The sequence below is a fragment of the Rhizobium sp. NPDC092011 genome (assembly GCF_044756305.1).
Lineage (GTDB): Bacteria > Pseudomonadota > Alphaproteobacteria > Rhizobiales > Rhizobiaceae > Rhizobium.
The window spans coordinates 67,565-85,258 of sequence record NZ_JBIVSO010000014.1 but is presented as its reverse complement, the minus strand read 5'-3'; the positions used below and the strand labels follow the sequence as shown (position 1 = coordinate 85,258).

Annotated in this window: 16 protein-coding genes; 7 read left to right on the top strand and 9 right to left on the bottom strand. The window is 58.4% G+C overall.

Going from position 1 to position 17,694, the window contains the following annotated elements; all coding sequences use genetic code 11:
* Positions 1-273: 273 nt before the first annotated feature.
* Positions 274-1,647 carry a PleD family two-component system response regulator gene (locus ACIQJ2_RS32055; RefSeq protein ID WP_400675099.1) on the bottom strand — a complete coding sequence of 458 codons (1,374 nt, stop codon included), beginning with the start codon at positions 1,645-1,647 and terminating at the stop codon, positions 274-276.
* A gap of 16 nt (positions 1,648-1,663) precedes the next feature.
* Positions 1,664-2,035 (bottom strand): response regulator, encoded by a 372-nt coding sequence (locus ACIQJ2_RS32050; protein ID WP_028754034.1) that lies wholly within the window; start codon positions 2,033-2,035, stop codon positions 1,664-1,666.
* Between the two features lie 131 nt (positions 2,036-2,166).
* On the opposite strand from ACIQJ2_RS32050, the gene ACIQJ2_RS32045 reads away from it, so the two are divergent.
* Together ACIQJ2_RS32045 and ACIQJ2_RS32040 are read left to right on the top strand one after the other, a co-directional pair.
* Positions 2,167-2,475 carry a DUF3572 domain-containing protein gene (locus ACIQJ2_RS32045; protein ID WP_400675097.1) on the top strand — a complete coding sequence of 103 codons (309 nt, stop codon included), beginning with the start codon at positions 2,167-2,169 and terminating at the stop codon, positions 2,473-2,475.
* A 2-nt stretch (positions 2,476-2,477) separates the two neighbouring features.
* The gene (locus ACIQJ2_RS32040; RefSeq protein WP_400675095.1) at positions 2,478-3,125 is read left to right on the top strand and encodes a hypothetical protein; all 648 of its coding nucleotides are present in this window, start codon (positions 2,478-2,480) and stop codon (positions 3,123-3,125) included.
* 14 nt (positions 3,126-3,139) lie between these two features.
* Here ACIQJ2_RS32040 and ACIQJ2_RS32035 read toward each other — a convergent pair whose 3' ends face one another.
* Positions 3,140-3,718: a GNAT family N-acetyltransferase gene (locus ACIQJ2_RS32035; protein ID WP_400675094.1), complete on the bottom strand. Its 579-nt coding sequence runs from the start codon at positions 3,716-3,718 to the stop codon at positions 3,140-3,142.
* A gap of 83 nt (positions 3,719-3,801) precedes the next feature.
* On the opposite strand from ACIQJ2_RS32035, the gene ACIQJ2_RS32030 reads away from it, so the two are divergent.
* The 3 genes from ACIQJ2_RS32030 to ACIQJ2_RS32020 all read left to right on the top strand — a co-directional run bounded on the left by ACIQJ2_RS32030 (position 3,802) and on the right by ACIQJ2_RS32020 (position 7,788).
* The gene (locus ACIQJ2_RS32030; RefSeq protein WP_400675091.1) at positions 3,802-5,091 is read left to right on the top strand and encodes a DNA polymerase IV; all 1,290 of its coding nucleotides are present in this window, start codon (positions 3,802-3,804) and stop codon (positions 5,089-5,091) included.
* A 190-nt stretch (positions 5,092-5,281) separates the two neighbouring features.
* Positions 5,282-6,322, top strand: a complete 1,041-nt coding sequence (locus tag ACIQJ2_RS32025) for a GH25 family lysozyme (RefSeq protein ID WP_400675088.1) — start codon at positions 5,282-5,284, stop codon at positions 6,320-6,322.
* 194 nt (positions 6,323-6,516) lie between these two features.
* Positions 6,517-7,788, top strand: a complete 1,272-nt coding sequence (locus ACIQJ2_RS32020; protein ID WP_400675086.1) for a L,D-transpeptidase family protein — start codon at positions 6,517-6,519, stop codon at positions 7,786-7,788.
* 21 nt (positions 7,789-7,809) lie between these two features.
* Here the strand turns inward: ACIQJ2_RS32020 and dnaE are convergent, their stop codons facing one another.
* Positions 7,810-11,307: a DNA polymerase III subunit alpha gene (gene dnaE, locus ACIQJ2_RS32015; RefSeq protein WP_199144758.1), complete on the bottom strand. Its 3,498-nt coding sequence runs from the start codon at positions 11,305-11,307 to the stop codon at positions 7,810-7,812.
* A gap of 354 nt (positions 11,308-11,661) precedes the next feature.
* On the opposite strand from dnaE, the gene ACIQJ2_RS32010 reads away from it, so the two are divergent.
* Both ACIQJ2_RS32010 and ACIQJ2_RS32005 read left to right on the top strand, forming a co-directional pair.
* Positions 11,662-12,255, top strand: a complete 594-nt coding sequence (locus ACIQJ2_RS32010) for a hypothetical protein (protein ID WP_400675083.1) — start codon at positions 11,662-11,664, stop codon at positions 12,253-12,255.
* Positions 12,256-12,334: 79 nt separating this feature from the next.
* Complete coding sequence (locus ACIQJ2_RS32005) at positions 12,335-12,802, top strand: DUF5680 domain-containing protein (RefSeq protein WP_400675080.1); 468 nt, start codon at positions 12,335-12,337, stop codon at positions 12,800-12,802.
* A 7-nt stretch (positions 12,803-12,809) separates the two neighbouring features.
* Here ACIQJ2_RS32005 and ACIQJ2_RS32000 read toward each other — a convergent pair whose 3' ends face one another.
* The 5 genes from ACIQJ2_RS32000 to mce all read right to left on the bottom strand — a co-directional run bounded on the left by ACIQJ2_RS32000 (position 12,810) and on the right by mce (position 17,676).
* Entirely contained in the window at positions 12,810-13,493 is a 684-nt protein-coding gene (locus ACIQJ2_RS32000) for an ABC transporter ATP-binding protein (protein ID WP_199094617.1), read from the bottom strand.
* A gap of 14 nt (positions 13,494-13,507) precedes the next feature.
* A complete protein-coding gene (locus ACIQJ2_RS31995) occupies positions 13,508-14,818 on the bottom strand; it encodes a lipoprotein-releasing ABC transporter permease subunit (protein ID WP_199144763.1) in 1,311 nt (436 codons plus the stop codon).
* 26 nt (positions 14,819-14,844) lie between these two features.
* On the bottom strand, positions 14,845-16,167 hold the full coding sequence (proS, locus tag ACIQJ2_RS31990) for a proline--tRNA ligase (protein WP_199144765.1): 1,323 nt from the start codon (positions 16,165-16,167) through the stop codon (positions 14,845-14,847).
* Positions 16,168-16,790: 623 nt separating this feature from the next.
* Positions 16,791-17,069 (bottom strand): DUF1467 family protein, encoded by a 279-nt coding sequence (locus tag ACIQJ2_RS31985; RefSeq protein ID WP_400675076.1) that lies wholly within the window; start codon positions 17,067-17,069, stop codon positions 16,791-16,793.
* A 202-nt stretch (positions 17,070-17,271) separates the two neighbouring features.
* Positions 17,272-17,676, bottom strand: coding sequence for a methylmalonyl-CoA epimerase (gene mce / locus ACIQJ2_RS31980; RefSeq protein ID WP_400675073.1), 405 nt, complete (start codon positions 17,674-17,676; stop codon positions 17,272-17,274).
* Positions 17,677-17,694: the final 18 nt, after the last annotated feature.

The following is a 17,694-nucleotide window of genomic DNA, read 5'->3' as shown; positions in this document are numbered from 1 at the left end:
ATTCACTTACGGGAAGCCTATCTTCTGCGTCGAAATTAAAAAATCTCAAATATAACGATTTTATATAATGGAATATTCGACCTAAACCGAGGTCACTCTCGCAAAACCAGCAAGCGGTTCCAACAATCAATAAAACTGAGAAGTTTATCTCTTTGCCGCGCCGAAGCACCTATAGGCGATGCACAAGGTTCGGAACCGCATCAGGGCTGTTCAAAACTTGGGAATTCCCCTCAATACTCATTGGGAAATTCACCTATTTTGGCCCATTATCGGTCAGGCAGCCGAAGCGACCACTCTGTTGCGTCCGGCTCTTTTCGCCTCATAGAGAGCGAGATCGGCCTGCTTCATCAGTTGCTCCGGTGTCTCAACAGTCGTCAAACGAGACGATATTCCGAAGGAGGCCGTGATGTTAAGCGCCACGCCGGTATCCCGCAGCCGCACCGGCATGTTTTCTACCGCTGCGCGCAGTCGCTCGGCGACGACGGCGGCGATGTCTGCAGGCGTATCCGGCATCACAACCACAAATTCCTCGCCACCATAACGACAGGCGAGATCGGCGCCCCGCACGGTGGACCGGATGCGTGTGGCGAATTCCTTCAGCACCTCGTCGCCGGCATCATGACCGTAGGTGTCGTTAACCAGCTTAAAGCGATCGATATCGGCGATCAGGACGGAGAGCGGCCGCGCCCGCGCCAGCGACCGGTCGAAAAGAACCTTTAGATGATTGTCCAGATATCGCCTGTTGTTCAGGCCCGTAAGTCCATCGGTGACGGCCAGCTCGATGGTGTGCTGCACGCTGGCGCGCAAGCGATCATTGTAGCGCTTCCGCCTTATCTGCGTCAGGCAGCGCGCCACCAGCTCGTTCGGATCGATCGGCCGCACAATGTAGTCGTTGACGCCGAGATCGAGTGCACGGACGATCATGTCGTCAGCCCCCTGCTCCGTGACGAGCAGAACCGGAAGGAAGCGCGTGCGCTCCAGCGAACGAAGCTGCGAGCAGAGCCTTAGCGGATCGTAGTCATCGAAATTCGAATTGACGATAACGAGCTCGAACGGGCGCTCGGCCGCCTCGAACAGGGCTGCCTGCGGGTCGGACATAGCCGTCACCTGCGCGATCGGCTTCAACGCTCGTATGATGCGCTCCTGCGAATTGGCGCGACTATCGACAAGCAGGACATGCCCGAGGTCGTCAGCGCGGCCTTCACCGGCGCGAAGCAGGTCATCGATGCCGAAGTTGCGCGCGGTCTCGTTGCGCATGTGCAACTCGTCGCTCAGCGTTTTCAGGCGAAGCAGGCTCTTGACGCGCGAAATCAGCTGCAGATCGTTGACCGGCTTGGTCAGGAAGTCGTCAGCCCCGGCCTTCAGGCCGCGCACACGGTCAGCCGGCTGATCGAGCGCGGTGACCATCACGACGGGGATATGAGCGGTGCGCGGATCGGACTTCAGCCGCTCGCAGACCTCGAAGCCGTCCATGCCAGGCATCATGATGTCGAGCAGGATGAGGTCGACCTGGGTGCCCGCGCAGATGGCAAGCGCCTTCAAACCGTCCTCGGCCGTCAACACCTCGAAATACTCGGCCAGCAGCCGCGCTTCCAAAAGTTTTACGTTGGCGGGGATATCATCGACTACCAGAATGCGTGCGGTCATCAGCTCTTCCCCATGCTCAGGCGTCGCCGAGATAGGTTTTGATCGTCTCAATAAATTTCGGCACCGAAATCGGCTTGGAAACATAGGCTTCGCATCCGCCCTGGCGAATGCGCTCTTCGTCGCCCTTCATGGCAAAGGCCGTGACGGCGATCACGGGGATGACGTGAAGATCATCGTCTTCCTTCAGCCATTTCGTAACCTCCAGCCCGGAAACCTCCGGAAGCTGAATATCCATGAGGATAAGGTCGGGGCGATGCTTGCGTGCGAGATCGAGCGCCTCCATACCGTTGCGGGTCTGGATCGTCGTATAGCCGGACGCCTCGATCAGATCGCGAAAGAGCTTCATATTCAGCTCATTGTCTTCTACAATCATTACCTGCTTAGGCATGGAAAACTGTCCCTGCATCCGGTATTGCATCCATTCTCTCGAAATATAGGGTCGCGAGGAACCGATTCCACAAATACTTGAATCGCACATTACCGAGATTTGGTTGAAAAATAGGTAAATCACCCTTCAAAATGCAAAGTAACTTCAAGAGCCCGAAGAAGAATGCGGCGGACCCGCAAGAGACAGCCATTGCGGTACTCGGCTGGCTGGCCAACGAGCCCGACATGTTCGGCCGCTTTCTGGCCCTGACGGGCGTTGCGCCCGCACAAGTGCGCGACGCAATCAGCGAGCCTGCGTTTCTCTCAGGCATGCTCGACTTCCTGATGAACCATGAGCCGACGCTGCTGGCCTTCTGCGAGGCGAGCGGCATTTCGCCCGAAGCCGTTGCGGCTGCCTCCACGCACTTCTCGCCGCCAGGCCTCGCCTCCGGAGAATATTGACTATGGACGCCCCGCTTGAATTCGACGTATCGCATATCCGGCTGCACGACCGGCCATTGGTCGTTTGCGATGTCGATGATGTCGTTCTGCATTTCTTTGCGCCTTTCCTGACATTCCTCGATGAAGAGGGCCATGAATTCCTGCCGCGCTCCTTCCGGCTGACGGGCAACATCGTCTCCAAAGCCAACGGAGCGGCACTCGAGGAAAAGGACGTACATCGGCTCATCGATTCCTTCTTCGAGGCGCAAGAGCGGTGGCAGACCCCTCTCGATCTCGCAGTCGACACGCTCGGCGACGTTTCGAAGGATGCCGACGTCGTTTTCCTCACCGCCATGCCGCCCCAGTTCTGGGCTCAGCGGCGGCGCCTGCTCGACCGTCTCGGGCTTGCCCAACCGCTGCTTGCGTCGCTGCAGCCGAAGGGACCGATCGTACGGTCGCTTCATGCAAACCGCGCCTTGCCGGTCGCCTTCATCGACGACATGGCGCACAATCTGCATTCGGTCAGCGAGCATGTTCCGGATTGCCTCCTGATCAATCTCAAGCCGGATTCCATCGTTCACCGCATGGCGCCAGCCGCACCGGCGGGGATCCCCGAGGCAAACGAATGGAGCCAGGCTGCGGCCCTGCTTCGGGCTCATATCGTCAGCTGAAGCCAGCACCCGTATCAGAGGACGAGGCGCATCAGCGGGCGCCCGTCCTTGCGTTTGGCGACCTCTGAAAACCCGGCGGCCTCGAAGATGCGCAGCGAACCGACATAGAGGCCGACGGACTTCGACTGTTTGGTGCGTTCGATCGGACAGCCCTCCAACAGGCGCGCGCCGGAAGCCTTGGCGAAATTCACGGCTTCCGACAGCAGCCGATGGCTGTATCCCTTGCCGCGATCTCTGGAATTCATGAAAAAGCAGCTTACGGCCCAGACGGAGCTATCTTCGGCATCGGCCGGATCGAGCGGGCTCGATACCGTTTTCTGAGAGTTCCATTGCGGCAGTTCGGCGCGTGGGCCCACCTGCACCCAGGCAACAGGACGCTCATCAAGATAACCGAGAAGGCCGGGAGGCGGTCCCGCGGCAATGCGCTCCTGCATGAACTGCTTCTTCGCATCGCCGTCCATCGTCTTGCGTTGCGATGTCGGAATACGGAAGTGCGTGCACCAGCAGCCGTAGCACGCACCACTCGGGCCGAAGAGCGTCTCGAAATCGCCCCAGCGATCCTTTGTCAACGGCCGCACATTTAAGTTCTCCACACCTTCCTCCTCCCATATTTTCCCGCTTGAGACTCGCAAAGTTAGACCATAAAGTGGCGATGTTCAATTTTTGTTCTCATTACATGACCAGTGTGCCCGACAAGATTTCCGGTTTCTGTCGCGATTGCTTGAGCGAGCAATCGGCCGTGCGGACGCGTTGTCGAGCCTGCGGCAGCCCCCGCCTTGTCTACCATCGCGAGCTCCATGCATTGACGCTGGCGCATATCGATTGTGACGCGTTTTACGCCTCGATAGAAAAACGGGATAATCCGGAACTGGCGGACAAGCCGGTTATCGTCGGCGGCGGCAAACGCGGCGTCGTCTCCACCGCCTGCTATATCGCCCGCATTCATGGCGTTCGGTCGGCGATGCCGATGTTCAAGGCTCTGGAGGCCTGTCCTCAGGCGGTCGTCATCAGGCCAAACATGGAGAAATATGTCCGCATCGGTCGGGAAATCCGAGGCATGATGCAGGATCTGACGCCCCTCGTGCAGCCGCTTTCGATCGACGAAGCCTTTCTTGAGCTAGACGGCACCCAGCGGCTCCACCACGATCCTCCGGCTCGCACCCTTGCGAAATTCGCAAAGCGTGTGGAACAGGAGATCGGCATCACCATTTCCGTCGGTCTTTCCTACTGCAAGTTCCTCGCCAAAGTGGCTTCCGATCTGCAGAAGCCGCGCGGTTTCTCGGTCATCGGCCGGGAAGAAGCGCTCTCCTTTCTCGAGCCACGGTCGGTCACCACGATATGGGGGGTCGGCAAGGCCTTTGCCGCAACGCTCGAAAGCGACGGTATTCGCACGATCGGCCAGCTTCAGGGCATGGAGGAAGGCGACCTCATGCGTCGCTATGGCGCCATCGGGCAGCGGCTTTTCCGCCTCTCGCGCGGCATCGACGACCGTACTGTTCATCCGAACGAAGCGGCCAAGAGCGTAACGTCAGAAACGACTTTTTTCGAAGACATTTCAAAGTATGACGATCTCGTGCCCATCCTGCGCGATCTCGCGGAGAAGGTCTCGCGCCGACTGAAGCGCAGCGGCATTGCCGGCCAGACGGTGGTGCTGAAATTGAAGACCGCCGACTTCAAGATCCGAACGCGCAATCGCCGGCTCGAAGATCCGACGCAGCTGGCAGACCGAATCTTCCGCACCGGCCTGCGGCTGCTGGAGCCTGAAACCGATGGCACGAAGTTCCGCCTCATCGGCATTGGAGTTTCCGATCTGGGCGATGCCGGACGCGCCGATCCGCCGGATTTGATCGACGAACACGCCACCCGGCGTGCGGCGGCCGAAGCAGCAATGGACAAGCTTCGAGAAAAATTCGGAAACAAGACGGTTGAGACCGGCTACACATTCGGCGATAAACGCCATAAATAACAACGGCTTAATTTTAAATCACCGATCAGAGACATTTGGTCCGCCCAAAAATCGTCGCGTGACGCGCGCGATTCTTTAGCTCGAAAAGCTCGGATTCAAACTTTCTTGGTAAATTTCTATTAGGACTCAAATTCTGTAACTTCCGAACGGCGCGGATTCGCCGTCGATTGTGTTTTGCGTACGGGTTCCTATGCGTCTATCGGCTGTATCGACCATTCTTCTTGCCTGCCTGACGATATCAGGCTGTGCCGCCCGAGGTGAGCGCGAAGCCGCGCGAGCCACTCCTCCTTCGAATGAATTGACCAGCTCCATCGCTAAGACCGGCCGGCCGGTGCCGTCGGTCGAGATCGGCGAAACGGTTTCGCGCGTCGAACGCCAACAGGCGCTCGCGGTGGCGATGCCGACCAATCTGCGTCCCGAAGGGCTGACGTCGTCAGACCAGAGCGACGCCGACGCTCCCGTGCCGCTACAGCGGCCGCTCGCCATGCTCTCACCGTCCAACCCGGTGCCCCGCTCCTTGCGGCAGCAGCCGATGCAGATCTACAGCCATCGCTTCCGCGATGCCAAGCCGATCAACTTCGGCACCTCCACTTCACCGCGGAAACTGGCCGTTCATGGCGTCGACGTTTCACGCTGGCAGGGTGATATCGATTGGAACACGCTGCGAACCCAGGGCGCCAACTTCGTCTACATCAAAGCGACCGACGGCGGCGACCATCTGGACCCGATGTTCAAGAAGAACTGGCGGGCCGCCCAGCAGGCCGGCCTGAAGCACGGCGCCTATCACTTCTTCTACTGGTGCCGGACCGCCGGAGAGCAGGCCGACTGGTTCATTCGCAATGTTCCGCGTGAAGCCGGTGCCCTGCCGCCCGTCATCGACGTCGAATGGAATGGCGAGTCGAGCTGCAAGCGCCGCCCCTCGCGCGAGCAAGTACTGGCCAAGATGCAGGTGTTCATGGACAAGCTGGAAAAGCATTATGGCCAGCGTCCGATCGTCTACACCGCGCCGGATTTCTATCGCGACAATCTCACTGGCGAGCTGCTCAACTACCCATTCTGGCTGCGCGCTGTCGCGCAGCATCCGTCCAAGGTCTATCCCGGCCGCAAGTGGGTGTTCTGGCAGTATTCCGGCTCCGGCGTCTCCCATGGCGTCGACGGCAGGATCGATCTCAATGCCTTCCACGGCAGCGAGCAGGACTGGCATAATTGGGTAGCATCCAGCGTCCATTGATCTCCGCATCTTCCTTGATAAATGAGCGCCGAGGCAGGGTTGCCAACCTTGCTTCGGCGTTGTCGTATCCGGCTCATCGATAGGTAAACCTCAAGCTTTGGCCCGAAGAGCCAAAGCACTTCTTTTCAGAAAGTCTTCCTTAAACTTCGAAGTCTAACCTTGGTCATTACGAGTATTGCGTTTTGGTTGTGTCTATGAAGCCATTTTTCTTGATTGGGCTTGCGCTGCTTTCAGCCACCGCCCTCTCGCAGCCGAGTTTTGCTGCGTCGGATGCCCGCACCCTGCAGATCGTCGTCTCCAAGGACAGGCAATCGCTTGCCGTCTATGACGGCGACCAGGTGGTGGCGACATCGAAGGTCTCGACGGGCAAGCGCGGTCATACGACCCCAAGCGGGATCTTCTCCATTCTGGAAAAAAAGGTCTATCACGAGTCAAACCTCTATTCCGCTTCCCCTATGCCGTTCATGCAAAGGCTCACCTGGTCCGGGATTGCGCTGCACGAATCCAATTCGGTCCCGAACTATCCGGCCTCACACGGCTGCGTGCGTATGCCGAAAGCCTTTGCAAAGACGCTCTACCAGATGACCGAGCGCGGCGTGCATGTTGTCATTGCCGACCAGCCGCTGGTGCCGCAGCCGTTCGAGAATTCGATGCTCTTCCAGCCGCAGGCCGCGCCGCCGCCGGCGTTGTTTTCAGAGATCGAGTTGCGCCCCACGACAGCAAGCTTCATGCCGCAGGCTCAATCGCTGCAGGTGGCGACAAACGACGTCACTTCGATCAAGATCCCACCAGCGAAGGCAATCGTCGCCCCGCCTGCCGACCTTGCTCCGCTTAGCATCCTGATCACTCGGCGTGGCCTGCGAGAGAATGTCCGAGACCTGCAGGGATTGCTGAACGACATGGGCTTCATAACCGGCACGCCGGACGGCATGCTCGGGCCTTCCACAGTGCAGGCCATCGAGGACTTCCGGAAGGCGCACGATATCAAGGCGACGGGCGGCCTCGTCAGTCCTGCGCTGATGAAGGCGGTCTATGCCGCGGCCGGCAAGGGCGAGCCGCCGAACGGCGCGATCATGGTCCGCCAGAACTTCAAGCCTCTCTTCGAGGGGCCGGCCATCATTGCCGAGCCGCAAGAAGCACTCGGCGTGCATTTCTTCACCGCCAATGCCATCGATCGCATCAACGGCAAGGCCGATTGGTTCGGCATGACGCTGGAAGAGGATTTGAGCAACAAGGCAAAGAAGCGGTACGGCATCACCAGCGAGGAGCAATCACAATCGCTCGATGCCGCCGGACAGGCGCTTGGCCGCATCACCATTCCCGACGATATCAGGCACCGCATCGAAGATCTACTGACACCAGGCTCGTCGCTAACGATCTCGGACACTGGCGTCGGCCCTGAAACCGGCAACGAAACCGATTTCATCACCATCACCAATAGCGGCGCACTCGGCAAGAAGGGCTAAAGCCCTTCCGGCAGAGCCACTCTAGACAAGCTCGACATCGATGACACCAGGCGCCGTGCGCAATGCGGCGGCGATTTCCGGCGTGATGCGGTACTTCTCCGGAAGCGCGACCTCGACCTCACGCGAACCTTCCTCCTTGATAACGATGAAGGAGACCAGGCCATCGCCCTTGGCGTTCAGATGAGCGGCGACCGCCTTTAGCGGCCCTGCATCGCGGATGTAGACGCGCAGCGCCTTCTGCATCTGCAGCGATTTCTCCTCCAAAGACTGTGCCGTCTGCAGACGCAGGCTGATGCCTTCCGGCCGCTCGTCCGCCTGAGCGGTGATCACGAAGGATTTGCCGACTTCCAGGACGTCGCGATACTGATTGAGCACTTCGGAGAAGAGCACGGCTTCGAACTGGCCGGAAGCGTCCGAGAAGACAAAGATGCCCATCTTGTTGCCGGTGCGGGTCTTGCGCTCCTGCTTGGAGATCACCGTGCCGGCCAAGCGGCCGTTGCCGGCGCCGCGCTTCACCGCCGCCGAGAAATCGGCAAAGGGCTGCACGCGCATCTTGTCGAGCACGCTCTTGTATGTGTCGAGCGGATGGGCGGTCAGATAAAAGCCGAGCACCTGGAATTCGCGCAGCAGGCGCTCCGAGGCGAGCCATGGGGTATAGGGAGGGAACGAGATCTTCTCAGGCCCGGAGGCAGCGCTTCCGAACATATCGTGCTGGCCGCTGCGCTTGTTTTCCTGCGCCACCTGCGCATAGCCCATGATGCGATCCAAGCCGGCGATCAGTTGGGCGCGGTCGATCTCGAAGCAATCGAAGGCGCCGGCGCAGATCAGGCTTTCGAGAACGCGGCGATTGATCTGCTTTGGATCGATGCGCAGGCAGAAATCCTCGATGCCGGCAAACGGCTGATCGCCCCGCACTTCGACGATGTGTTCGACCGCGGATTCGCCGACACCCTTGATGGCGGCCAGTGCGTAATAAATGCGGTTTTCACCGGTCTGGAAATGACGGAACGACGTCTGGACCGAAGGTGCGATGACCTCGATTCCGAGGCGCTTGGCATCCTGGCGGAAATCGTTGACCTTTTCGGTGTTCGCCATATCGAGCGTCATCGACGCTGCCAGGAACTCCACCGGGAAATGCGCCTTCATATAGGCGGTCTGGTAGGAGACGATGGCGTAGGCCGCCGCGTGCGACTTGTTGAAGCCGTAGTTGGCGAACTTGGCGAGCAGATCGAAGATAACGTCGGACTGCCCCTTTGACACGCCGTTCTTGACGGCGCCATCGACGAAGCGCTCGCGCTGCTGGTCCATCTCCGCCTTGATCTTCTTACCCATGGCGCGGCGTAGAAGGTCGGCTTCGCCGAGCGAATAACCCGAGAGAACCTGGGCGACCTGCATCACCTGTTCCTGGTAGACGATAACGCCCTGCGTCTCTTTCAGCAGGTAGTCGATCTTCGGGTGGATCGATTCGATCTCCTCCTCGCCATGCTTGCGGGCATTGTAGACCGGGATGTTTTCCATCGGACCGGGACGATAGAGCGCCACGAGCGCGATGATGTCCTCGATGCAGTCGGGGCGCATACCGATGAGTGCCTTGCGCATGCCGGCACTTTCCACCTGGAACACGCCGACCGTTTCGCCGCGCGAAAGCATCTCATAACTCGGCGTGTCGTCGAGCGGGATGCTGGCGAGATCGATCGAGATGCCACGCTTGGCGACGAAATCGACGGCCGTTTTCAACACCGTCAGCGTCTTCAGGCCGAGGAAGTCGAACTTCACGAGGCCGGCCTGCTCCACCCATTTCATGTTGAATTGGGTGACCGGCATGTCGGAGCGCGGATCGCGATACATCGGCACCAGCTTCGACAGCGGACGATCGCCGATAACGATACCGGCCGCGTGCGTCGAGGCGTGGCGGTAGAGACCCTCGATCTTCTGAGCGATATCGAGAAGGCGGGCGACTACCGGCTCCTTGTCCGCCTCCTCCTGCAGACGCGGTTCCTCCTCGATCGCCTTGCTGAGCGGCGTCGGATTGGCGGGATTGTTCGGCACCAGCTTGCAGATCTTGTCGACCTGGCCGTAGGGCATTTCCAGCACGCGGCCAACGTCGCGAAGAGCGGCGCGCGCCTGAAGCGAACCGAAAGTGATGATCTGGGCGACCTGCTCGCGGCCATATTTGGCCTGCACGTATCGGATCACCTCTTCGCGGCGATCCTGACAGAAGTCGATGTCGAAGTCCGGCATCGAGACGCGCTCCGGATTGAGGAAGCGCTCGAACAGCAGCGAGAAACGCAGAGGATCGACATCGGTGATCGTCAAAGCATAGGCGACCAGCGAGCCCGCACCCGAGCCGCGGCCCGGGCCGACCGGGATATCATGTCGTTTCGCCCACTTGATGAAGTCGGCAACGATCAGGAAGTAGCCGGGGAATTTCATGCGCTCGATGACGCTGAGTTCGAATTCCAGCCGGTCGCGATATTCCTTTTCCTCGTAACCAGGCGCCATGCCGAGCGAAGCCAGGCGTTGGTCCAGACCTTCAACCGCCTGAGCACGCAGTTCCGCCGACTCGGCGCGTTCCGCCTCCTCGGCATCATCCGTCGCGCCGGTGAAGCGCGGCAGGATCGGCTTGCGGGTCTTCAGAACGAAGGAGCAGCGCCGGGCGATCTCGACGGAGTTTTCCAGCGCTTCAGGTAGATTGGCAAAGAGCTTGGCCATATCGGCCCTGCTCTTGAGGTAGTGATCGGGTGTCAGGCGGAAACGCGTGTCGTCGGAGACGATGGCGTTATGGGCGACCGCCATCAGCGCATCATGTGCATCATAGTCGTCGCGCGTCGGGAAAAAGGCTTCGTTGGTGGCGACCAGCGGAAGCTCATGCTCATAAGCCAGGTTAAGCATCTTGTGTTCGTGGCGCCGGTCATAGGTGCCATGGCGCTGCAATTCGACATAGAGCCTGTCGCCGAACAGTCGCTTGAGCGTCAGAAGCCTGGAGAGCGCTTGCGGGGCATGCCCGTCTTTCAAAGCCATATCGACCGGTCCGCCCAGGGAGCCGGTAAGAGCGATCATGCCCTCTGTACCGATCTCTTCCAGCCAGGACGTCGTGACGTGAACGGCACTATTGCCTTCGCCGCCTAGATAGGCGCGACTGACCAGATCGACGAGGCGTTCATAACCCTGTTCGGTTGCGGCGAGCAGGACGATGGAAGGAAGCTTGGCAAGAGCCTGCTGCGGCCCACGCTTCTCGCCCTCGCCACCATCCTCCATGTCGATCGACACCTGGCAGCCGATGATCGGCTGCAAACCCTCGTCCATCGCCTTCTGCGAGAATTCCAGGGCGACAAACAGATTGTTGGTATCGGTAATGGCGATCGCGGGCTGCTTGTCGGCGGCCGCCTTTGCCAACACCTTCTTGAGCGGCAGGGCGCCTTCCAGCAAAGAATAGGCCGAATGAACACGAAGGTGGACGAATTCCGGCAGGCCATCGATCGGCGCAACCTCTACACCGCTGCTACCCGTATCCGCCATTTCGTACCCTTCCGCATGCTAAGATGAATCGGCGGTATTTTCGACATTGCGGAAGACAAAGTCCAGAAGTTGCTCCCGCTAAATACGGAAGCAGCATGTGCATACAGAGATAAAACTCACATCGCCATCATGATGAGAGAAAAGCTGGCAACGAACATCACGATGGAGGTGAATGCTGCAACGTCTCGAATGATATCGGTCATTTACGCGCTCCTTACTCGTTATGTTTCTTATTTGTTCTATTTTTGTTCGAGAGTCAATAGATGCATCAATAAATTTCATTCTCCGCTTTTCCGCCCGCCGATAGACGCCTCAACAACCCGGCTTTATGCAGGGACAAACGGAGAGAACACGATGAAGTCACTTGCCTGCGCGCTCATTCTTCTTACGGCTGCAAGTACTGCTCATGCGGAGGACGCCAGCCCGCCGGGCCGCATCATCGATGCGGCGATCGGCGACTGGAACAAGGACGGCAAGCCGGATCTCGCGCTTCTGACGGCCCCACCTGCGGGCGATGACGCCGACAACCCGATCGGCATCTATATCTATCTGCGCGATGACGAACACTCGTTGCTAAAACTGGTCGCAAGCGTACCGCACAAGATATGGGGCAGCGTGGAGCCCGGCGGCATCGTCGGACAGGAACCGTCGATCTCGGCATTGCCGAATGGTTCCATCTCCATCGTCTCACAGAACGACAGTATCGGGCGCGATCGCTGGACGCAGACATTAACGCTCGCCTATCGCAATAACAGCTTCGTTGTCGCAGGCTATACCTACGAATCCCATGACACGCTCAATCCCGAGGAAAGCCACAGCTGCGACTATAACGTGCTGACCGGCAAGGTGACGAAAGACGGCAAGAACCGGAAGGCGGAAGCCCGGAACGTCACCATCCAGGACTGGCAGGACGATTTCGGTCAGAACGCGTGCGATAACGGCAAGTAATCGCTTATGTTCTCTTTTTGTTCTTTACAAATCTAACGACCGGTGGCATCTTGACCACTCACCAAAATTGGAGAGGGTCATGCCGGATCTTGCCGAGCTGAACGATTTCATTGTGACCGCCAAGGCCGAGACCTATGTCGGCGATGGGGAGAGGCTGCCGTCCTGCCGAAGCGGCTCGCATGATATCGGCTATGCAAGCGGTCGGTGGCGCTATCTCGACAGCTATTTCGGCGGTACGGATTTTTGCGGACAAGAGGTGGTCTGGCATGACGACGAACCGATTTGGGCCATGAACTATTTCGGCCATATTGTGGAACCGGGCCTCATCGATGGGCATAGAGCCGGCATGGTCATCAAGGCAGCCTTGCTACGGCTTTATCTCGATGAAAAGCGTTTCCTCGGCGATTACCAATTCGAGCATTCCTTTGGCCGTTACGTCGATCGCAGTAGCGGCGGATGCGACCACTTTATCGGCCACGAGGCCATCATGGTGGATGGGTGTAAAGCGTATGAGCTTGACTATCGCGGCGGCCTGATAGTTCCGTAGCGGACGATCAAACTTCCACCACCTTGCCTTCACTCAGCGTCACGCGGCGATCCATACGAGCAGCAAGCTCGTGGTTGTGCGTGGCGATCAGCGCAGCGAGGCCGGACTGGCGCACCAGGGCTTCGAGTGCATCGAAGACGTAATGAGCCGTCGCAGGATCGAGATTGCCCGTCGGCTCGTCGGCCAGCAGCACCAGAGGCGCATTGGCAACGGCGCGGGCAATCGCAACGCGTTGCTGTTCGCCGCCGGAGAGTTCGGCGGGGCGATGGTCACCGCGATGGCCGATGCGCATGTAATCGAGGAGCTGGGCAGCACGAACACTCGCATCCTTGCGCGAGAGGCCGGAGATCAGTTGCGGCATCATGATGTTTTCGAGGGCCGAGAATTCGGGCAACAGATGATGGAACTGATACACGAAACCGATTTCGCTGCGACGAACTGCCGTACGCTTGTCATCGGACAGGCTTTCACATGCCTGACCGTTGATCAGCACTTCGCCACCATCCGGATGTTCCAGCAAACCGGCCACATGCAGAAGTGTCGACTTGCCCGTACCTGATGGAGCGACCAGAGCCACCATCTCGCCGCTATGCAGGGCAAAATTGGCATTCTTCAGGATCGACAGCTGCGTATCGCCCTGCCCGTAATGACGCTCCACGCCAGAGAGCTGGAGAACGACGTTGCGTTTGATCAAATGTGGATTCCTTATTCGTAGCGCAACGCCTGCACCGGATCGAGCCGCGAGGCACGCCAGGCCGGAAAGATCGTGGCAAGGAAAGACAGGGTCAGAGCCATCACGACGACGGAGATGGTTTCACTCATATTCATCTTGGCCGGCAGCTTGCTGAGGAAATAGACCTCCGGATTGAATATCACCGTGCCCGAAATCCAGGAAAAGAACTGGCGGATGGATTCGATGTTAAGGCAGACGAGAACACCCAGCAGGACGCCGGCAAGAGTTCCGACCACGCCGATGGCGGCTCCCGTCATGAAGAAGATGCGCATGATCGAACCCGACGTCGCGCCCATCGTGCGAAGGATGGCGATATCGCTACCCTTATCCTTCACCAGCATGATCAGACCGGAGATGATGTTCAGCGCCGCCACCAGAACGATCAGCGTCAGGATCATGAACATCGTATTGCGCTCAACCTGCAATGCCGAGAAGAAGGTCTCGTTCACCTGCCGCCAGTCCGTAAGGAATATCTGCCGGCCGGCGGCAGCCTCGATCTTCGGCCGGAGATCATCGACGTCATCGGGGTTGCTGACGAAAAGCTCGATCTTCGCGACGACGCCCTGAGCGTTGAAAAAGAGCTGGGCTTCCTCGAGGGGCATGAAGACGACGGAAGAATCATATTCCGACATGCCGACTTCGAAGAGACCGGAAATCGTGTAGGCTTTCACGCGCGGATTGACACCGAAGGGCGTGACGTCGCCGTCGGGCGCCGTCAACGTGATCTGGTCGCCAACCGTCAGGCCCAGCTGGCGCGCAAGCCGGCTGCCGACCATTACGCCCTGCCCCGATGCAAAGCCGACCATGTCGCCGGCAACGATGTGATCGGAAACCGTTTTCAACTTGGTCAGATCTTCGGCACGGATGCCGCGCACCAAGGCACCGGTGCCGGAACCGCCGCGCCCGGACGCGAGCGTTTCACCCTCGACCAGCGGCAGAACCATGGTGACGCCGGGAACTGCGGCAAACTTCTTAGCCAGCTCGGCATAATCGTTCAGCGGCGAATCGATCGGCTGCACGACGACATGCCCGTTGAAGCCCAGGATCTGCTTGAAGAGTTCAGCACGAAAACCGTTCATGACGGCCATGACGATGATCAGCGCCGCAACGCCGAGCATGATGCCGACCAGCGAGAAGCCGGCGATGACCGAAATCGACGCTTCCTTGCGCCTGGAGCGCAGATAACGCCAGGCCACAAGTCGTTCGAAACCGGAAAACGGGCGAGACGATGGGCTGGCCTTGAACGAATTTTCCTGCTGTTCCACTGCCGCGCTCACCGCCATTCGCCTTCCATCCTATCTACAGGCTATCAGCCTGCCAACCGCTTGATTGCCGCTTCGACCGTCATCGTTTCGCGAGCGCCGGTCTTGCGGTCCTTCAGTTCCACTTCGCCGCCTGCGATCGAACGCGGGCCGACGATGATCTGCACGGGAACGCCGATCAGATCAGCCGTGGCGAATTTCGTTCCGGCGCGCTCGTCACGATCGTCGAACAATACGTCCTTGCCGGCTTTCGACAGCGCGGCATAGATCGTTTCGCAAGCATCGTCACAAGCCTGATCGCCGGCCTTCATGTTGATCACCACGACATCGAACGGCGCGACCGAATCCGGCCAGATGATTCCGTTCTCGTCATGCGATGCTTCGATGATGGCGGGAACAAGGCGGGTCGGACCGATACCGTAAGATCCCATGTGGACAGCATGCTCCTTGCCGTCGGGCCCCTGCACTTTCGCGCCCATAGGCTCGGAGTATTTCGTGCCGAAATAGAAGATGTGGCCAACCTCGATACCACGAGCGGACAGGCGCTCGCCTTCCGGAATGGCATTGAAAGCGGCTTCGTCATGCATTTCCGAAGTAGCGGCATAGACAGACGTCCACTTGTCGAAGATGCCCTTCAGACCCGCAACGTCATCGAAATTCGTGTCTTCGCCCGGAATGTCGAAATTGACGAAATCCTTGTGGCAGAAAACTTCGGACTCGCCGGTATCGGCGAGAATGATGAATTCGTGGCTCAGATTGCCGCCGATCGGGCCGGTATCGGCGCGCATCGGGATGGCCCTCAGGCCGAGACGGTTGAAGGTGCGCAGATAGGCCGCAAACATCTTGTTATAGGAATGAACGGCGTCTTCCTGCGTGAGATCGAAGGAATAAGCATCCTTCATCATGAACTCGCGCGAGCGCATGGTGCCGAAGCGCGGACGAATCTCGTCACGGAACTTCAGCTGAATATGATAGAGGTTCAGCGGCAAGTCCTTGTAGGACTTGACGTAGGACCGAAAGATGTCGGTGACCATTTCTTCGTTGGTCGGGCCGTAGAGCATGGGCCGGTCCTGCCGGTCCTTGATGCGCAGCATTTCCTTGCCGTAGGCATCGTAACGGCCGCTTTCCTGCCAGAGCTCGGCCGACTGCAAGGTCGGCATCAGCAGCTCGATGGCGCCCGAACGGTTCTGCTCCTCGCGGATGATCTTGTTGACCTTGTCGAGCACGCGTTTGCCGAGTGGCAACCAGGAATAGATGCCCTGCGACTGCTGGCGGATCATGCCTGTACGAAGCATAAGCCGATGAGAAACGATTTCAGCCTCTTTAGGATTTTCCTTCAGAATGGGCATGAAGTAACGAGACAGACGCATGACGCTTGTTCCACATGGTTTGGCGATCCGCTCTTTGCGGAATCGTTAGCAATTTATGTACTTAAGGCAGTTCATAACTGCTTCGGCGCAGGAAGGAAACCCGCATTCTCTATGAGGGGATTTGGGCGAACGCCCCGGAATGCGGGCGATGCGGCCCATTTTTACAATTTCGAAAAAACGCGCATTTATAAGGATTTAAGACGAGAAGCTGTCAACAGAAAAATTCTGCGCGACTGTAGCAAAAAAGCAAAAAAACAGATGACAAAGCTCAATGTTTGAGCTAATTTTAGCTCACAAAAGAGGCAGGAAGGTTAAATTCTTGCCGTTTCGCGGTCAAGTCTTGGGAGGATCAGATCTTAGGCGCGCTCGCTCGCTGCCCCGGTAACGGATAAGGATCACGCGATACTTTAAAACAAGGCTTATAGCCTTGTTTTTTTTTGCTTTTACTCTGGCGAACTCTACCCGGCTGCTTGTTCGGGAAGCATTGGAAATTTCCGCCGCCCGCGCCTCACAATCACGATCTGCTGCCTCTTTGCTTCACGCGGATGACAGGCGTGTGACAAATTGAAGGCGATTGCGCGGCGATTGGAATTCGCGCGCTGCGACAGGCGGTTCCGATCCCGCTACTTGTCGAAAGTGGGAACGATTTTCGGAATGGAGTCGATGCTCAAGCCGAAATAATGCGAGGCGATGTACCAGGCGCCATAGATGATGGCTGACACCAGCGTGGTGAAGAATATCACCCTTCCAGCGCGAAACTTCGTGGGGGCGCTTTCGACGGTTCCGAGAACCACGTTCTTGTCTTCCGCCTGTGTGCGCAAACCAAACGGCAGGACGGCAAAAAGCGTAATCCACCAGATGATGAAATAAACCGCGAAGCTTGCTGCAATCTGCTGGGCCATAGCACTCCCTCGGAACGGTCCAGTTCCCTCAAGGAAGCCCTGAACCGCTCGACCTCATTGTTTTGAGCAATTCCGAACAGAACGCCGCCGCGCACTCATTCTGGAGTTACCCTGGAGACGAGCCTGCTCGTCTTCTCCTCTTCCGAGCTGCTTATAGGGGCAAAGCAGTTGTCTTTCAAAGCGCCCGTGCAGCGCTTTAATGTCACACTTGCTCAAGCTCGATCAGAGTACCGAAGAAATCTTTCGGATGGAGGAAGAGCACCGGTTTGCCATGCGCGCCAATCTTCGGCTCGCCATTTCCAAGCACGCGGGCGCCCGCCGCCAATAAATGATCCCGTGCGGCAAGGATATCGGCAACCTCGTAGCAGATATGATGCATGCCGCCATCCGGGTTCTTCGCGAGGAAGGCCGCGATCGGCGAGGTCTCGCCGAGCGGCTCAAGCAGCTCGACCTTGCTGTTTGGCAACTCAACGAAAACGACCGTCACGCCATGCTCGGGCAATGCCTGCGGAGCCGACACCGCTCCGCCCAGCGTCTCACGATAGGCGCGACTGGCGGCGGCAATATCCGGAACGGCCAGCGCGACATGATTGATACGTCCAAGCACGGAACTCTCCTCCCCGTT

What these genes read in the sequence shown, in the direction of transcription:
- ACIQJ2_RS32055 (WP_400675099.1), bottom strand. Translation starts at nt 1,647, where the DNA reads ATGACCGCACGCATTCTGGTAGTCGATGATATCCCCGCCAACGTAAAA.
- ACIQJ2_RS31995 (WP_199144763.1), bottom strand. Translation starts at nt 14,818, where the DNA reads ATGGCGGTGAGCGCGGCAGTGGAACAGCAGGAAAATTCGTTCAAGGCC.
- ACIQJ2_RS32005 (WP_400675080.1), top strand. Translation starts at nt 12,335, where the DNA reads ATGCCGGATCTTGCCGAGCTGAACGATTTCATTGTGACCGCCAAGGCC.
- ACIQJ2_RS32045 (WP_400675097.1), top strand. Translation starts at nt 2,167, where the DNA reads ATGCAAAGTAACTTCAAGAGCCCGAAGAAGAATGCGGCGGACCCGCAA.
- ACIQJ2_RS32050 (WP_028754034.1), bottom strand. Translation starts at nt 2,035, where the DNA reads ATGCCTAAGCAGGTAATGATTGTAGAAGACAATGAGCTGAATATGAAG.
- ACIQJ2_RS32020 (WP_400675086.1), top strand. Translation starts at nt 6,517, where the DNA reads ATGAAGCCATTTTTCTTGATTGGGCTTGCGCTGCTTTCAGCCACCGCC.
- ACIQJ2_RS32010 (WP_400675083.1), top strand. Translation starts at nt 11,662, where the DNA reads ATGAAGTCACTTGCCTGCGCGCTCATTCTTCTTACGGCTGCAAGTACT.
- ACIQJ2_RS31985 (WP_400675076.1), bottom strand. Translation starts at nt 17,069, where the DNA reads ATGGCCCAGCAGATTGCAGCAAGCTTCGCGGTTTATTTCATCATCTGG.
- ACIQJ2_RS32025 (WP_400675088.1), top strand. Translation starts at nt 5,282, where the DNA reads ATGCGTCTATCGGCTGTATCGACCATTCTTCTTGCCTGCCTGACGATA.
- dnaE (WP_199144758.1), bottom strand. Translation starts at nt 11,307, where the DNA reads ATGGCGGATACGGGTAGCAGCGGTGTAGAGGTTGCGCCGATCGATGGC.
- proS (WP_199144765.1), bottom strand. Translation starts at nt 16,167, where the DNA reads ATGCGTCTGTCTCGTTACTTCATGCCCATTCTGAAGGAAAATCCTAAA.
- ACIQJ2_RS32040 (WP_400675095.1), top strand. Translation starts at nt 2,478, where the DNA reads ATGGACGCCCCGCTTGAATTCGACGTATCGCATATCCGGCTGCACGAC.
- ACIQJ2_RS32030 (WP_400675091.1), top strand. Translation starts at nt 3,802, where the DNA reads ATGACCAGTGTGCCCGACAAGATTTCCGGTTTCTGTCGCGATTGCTTG.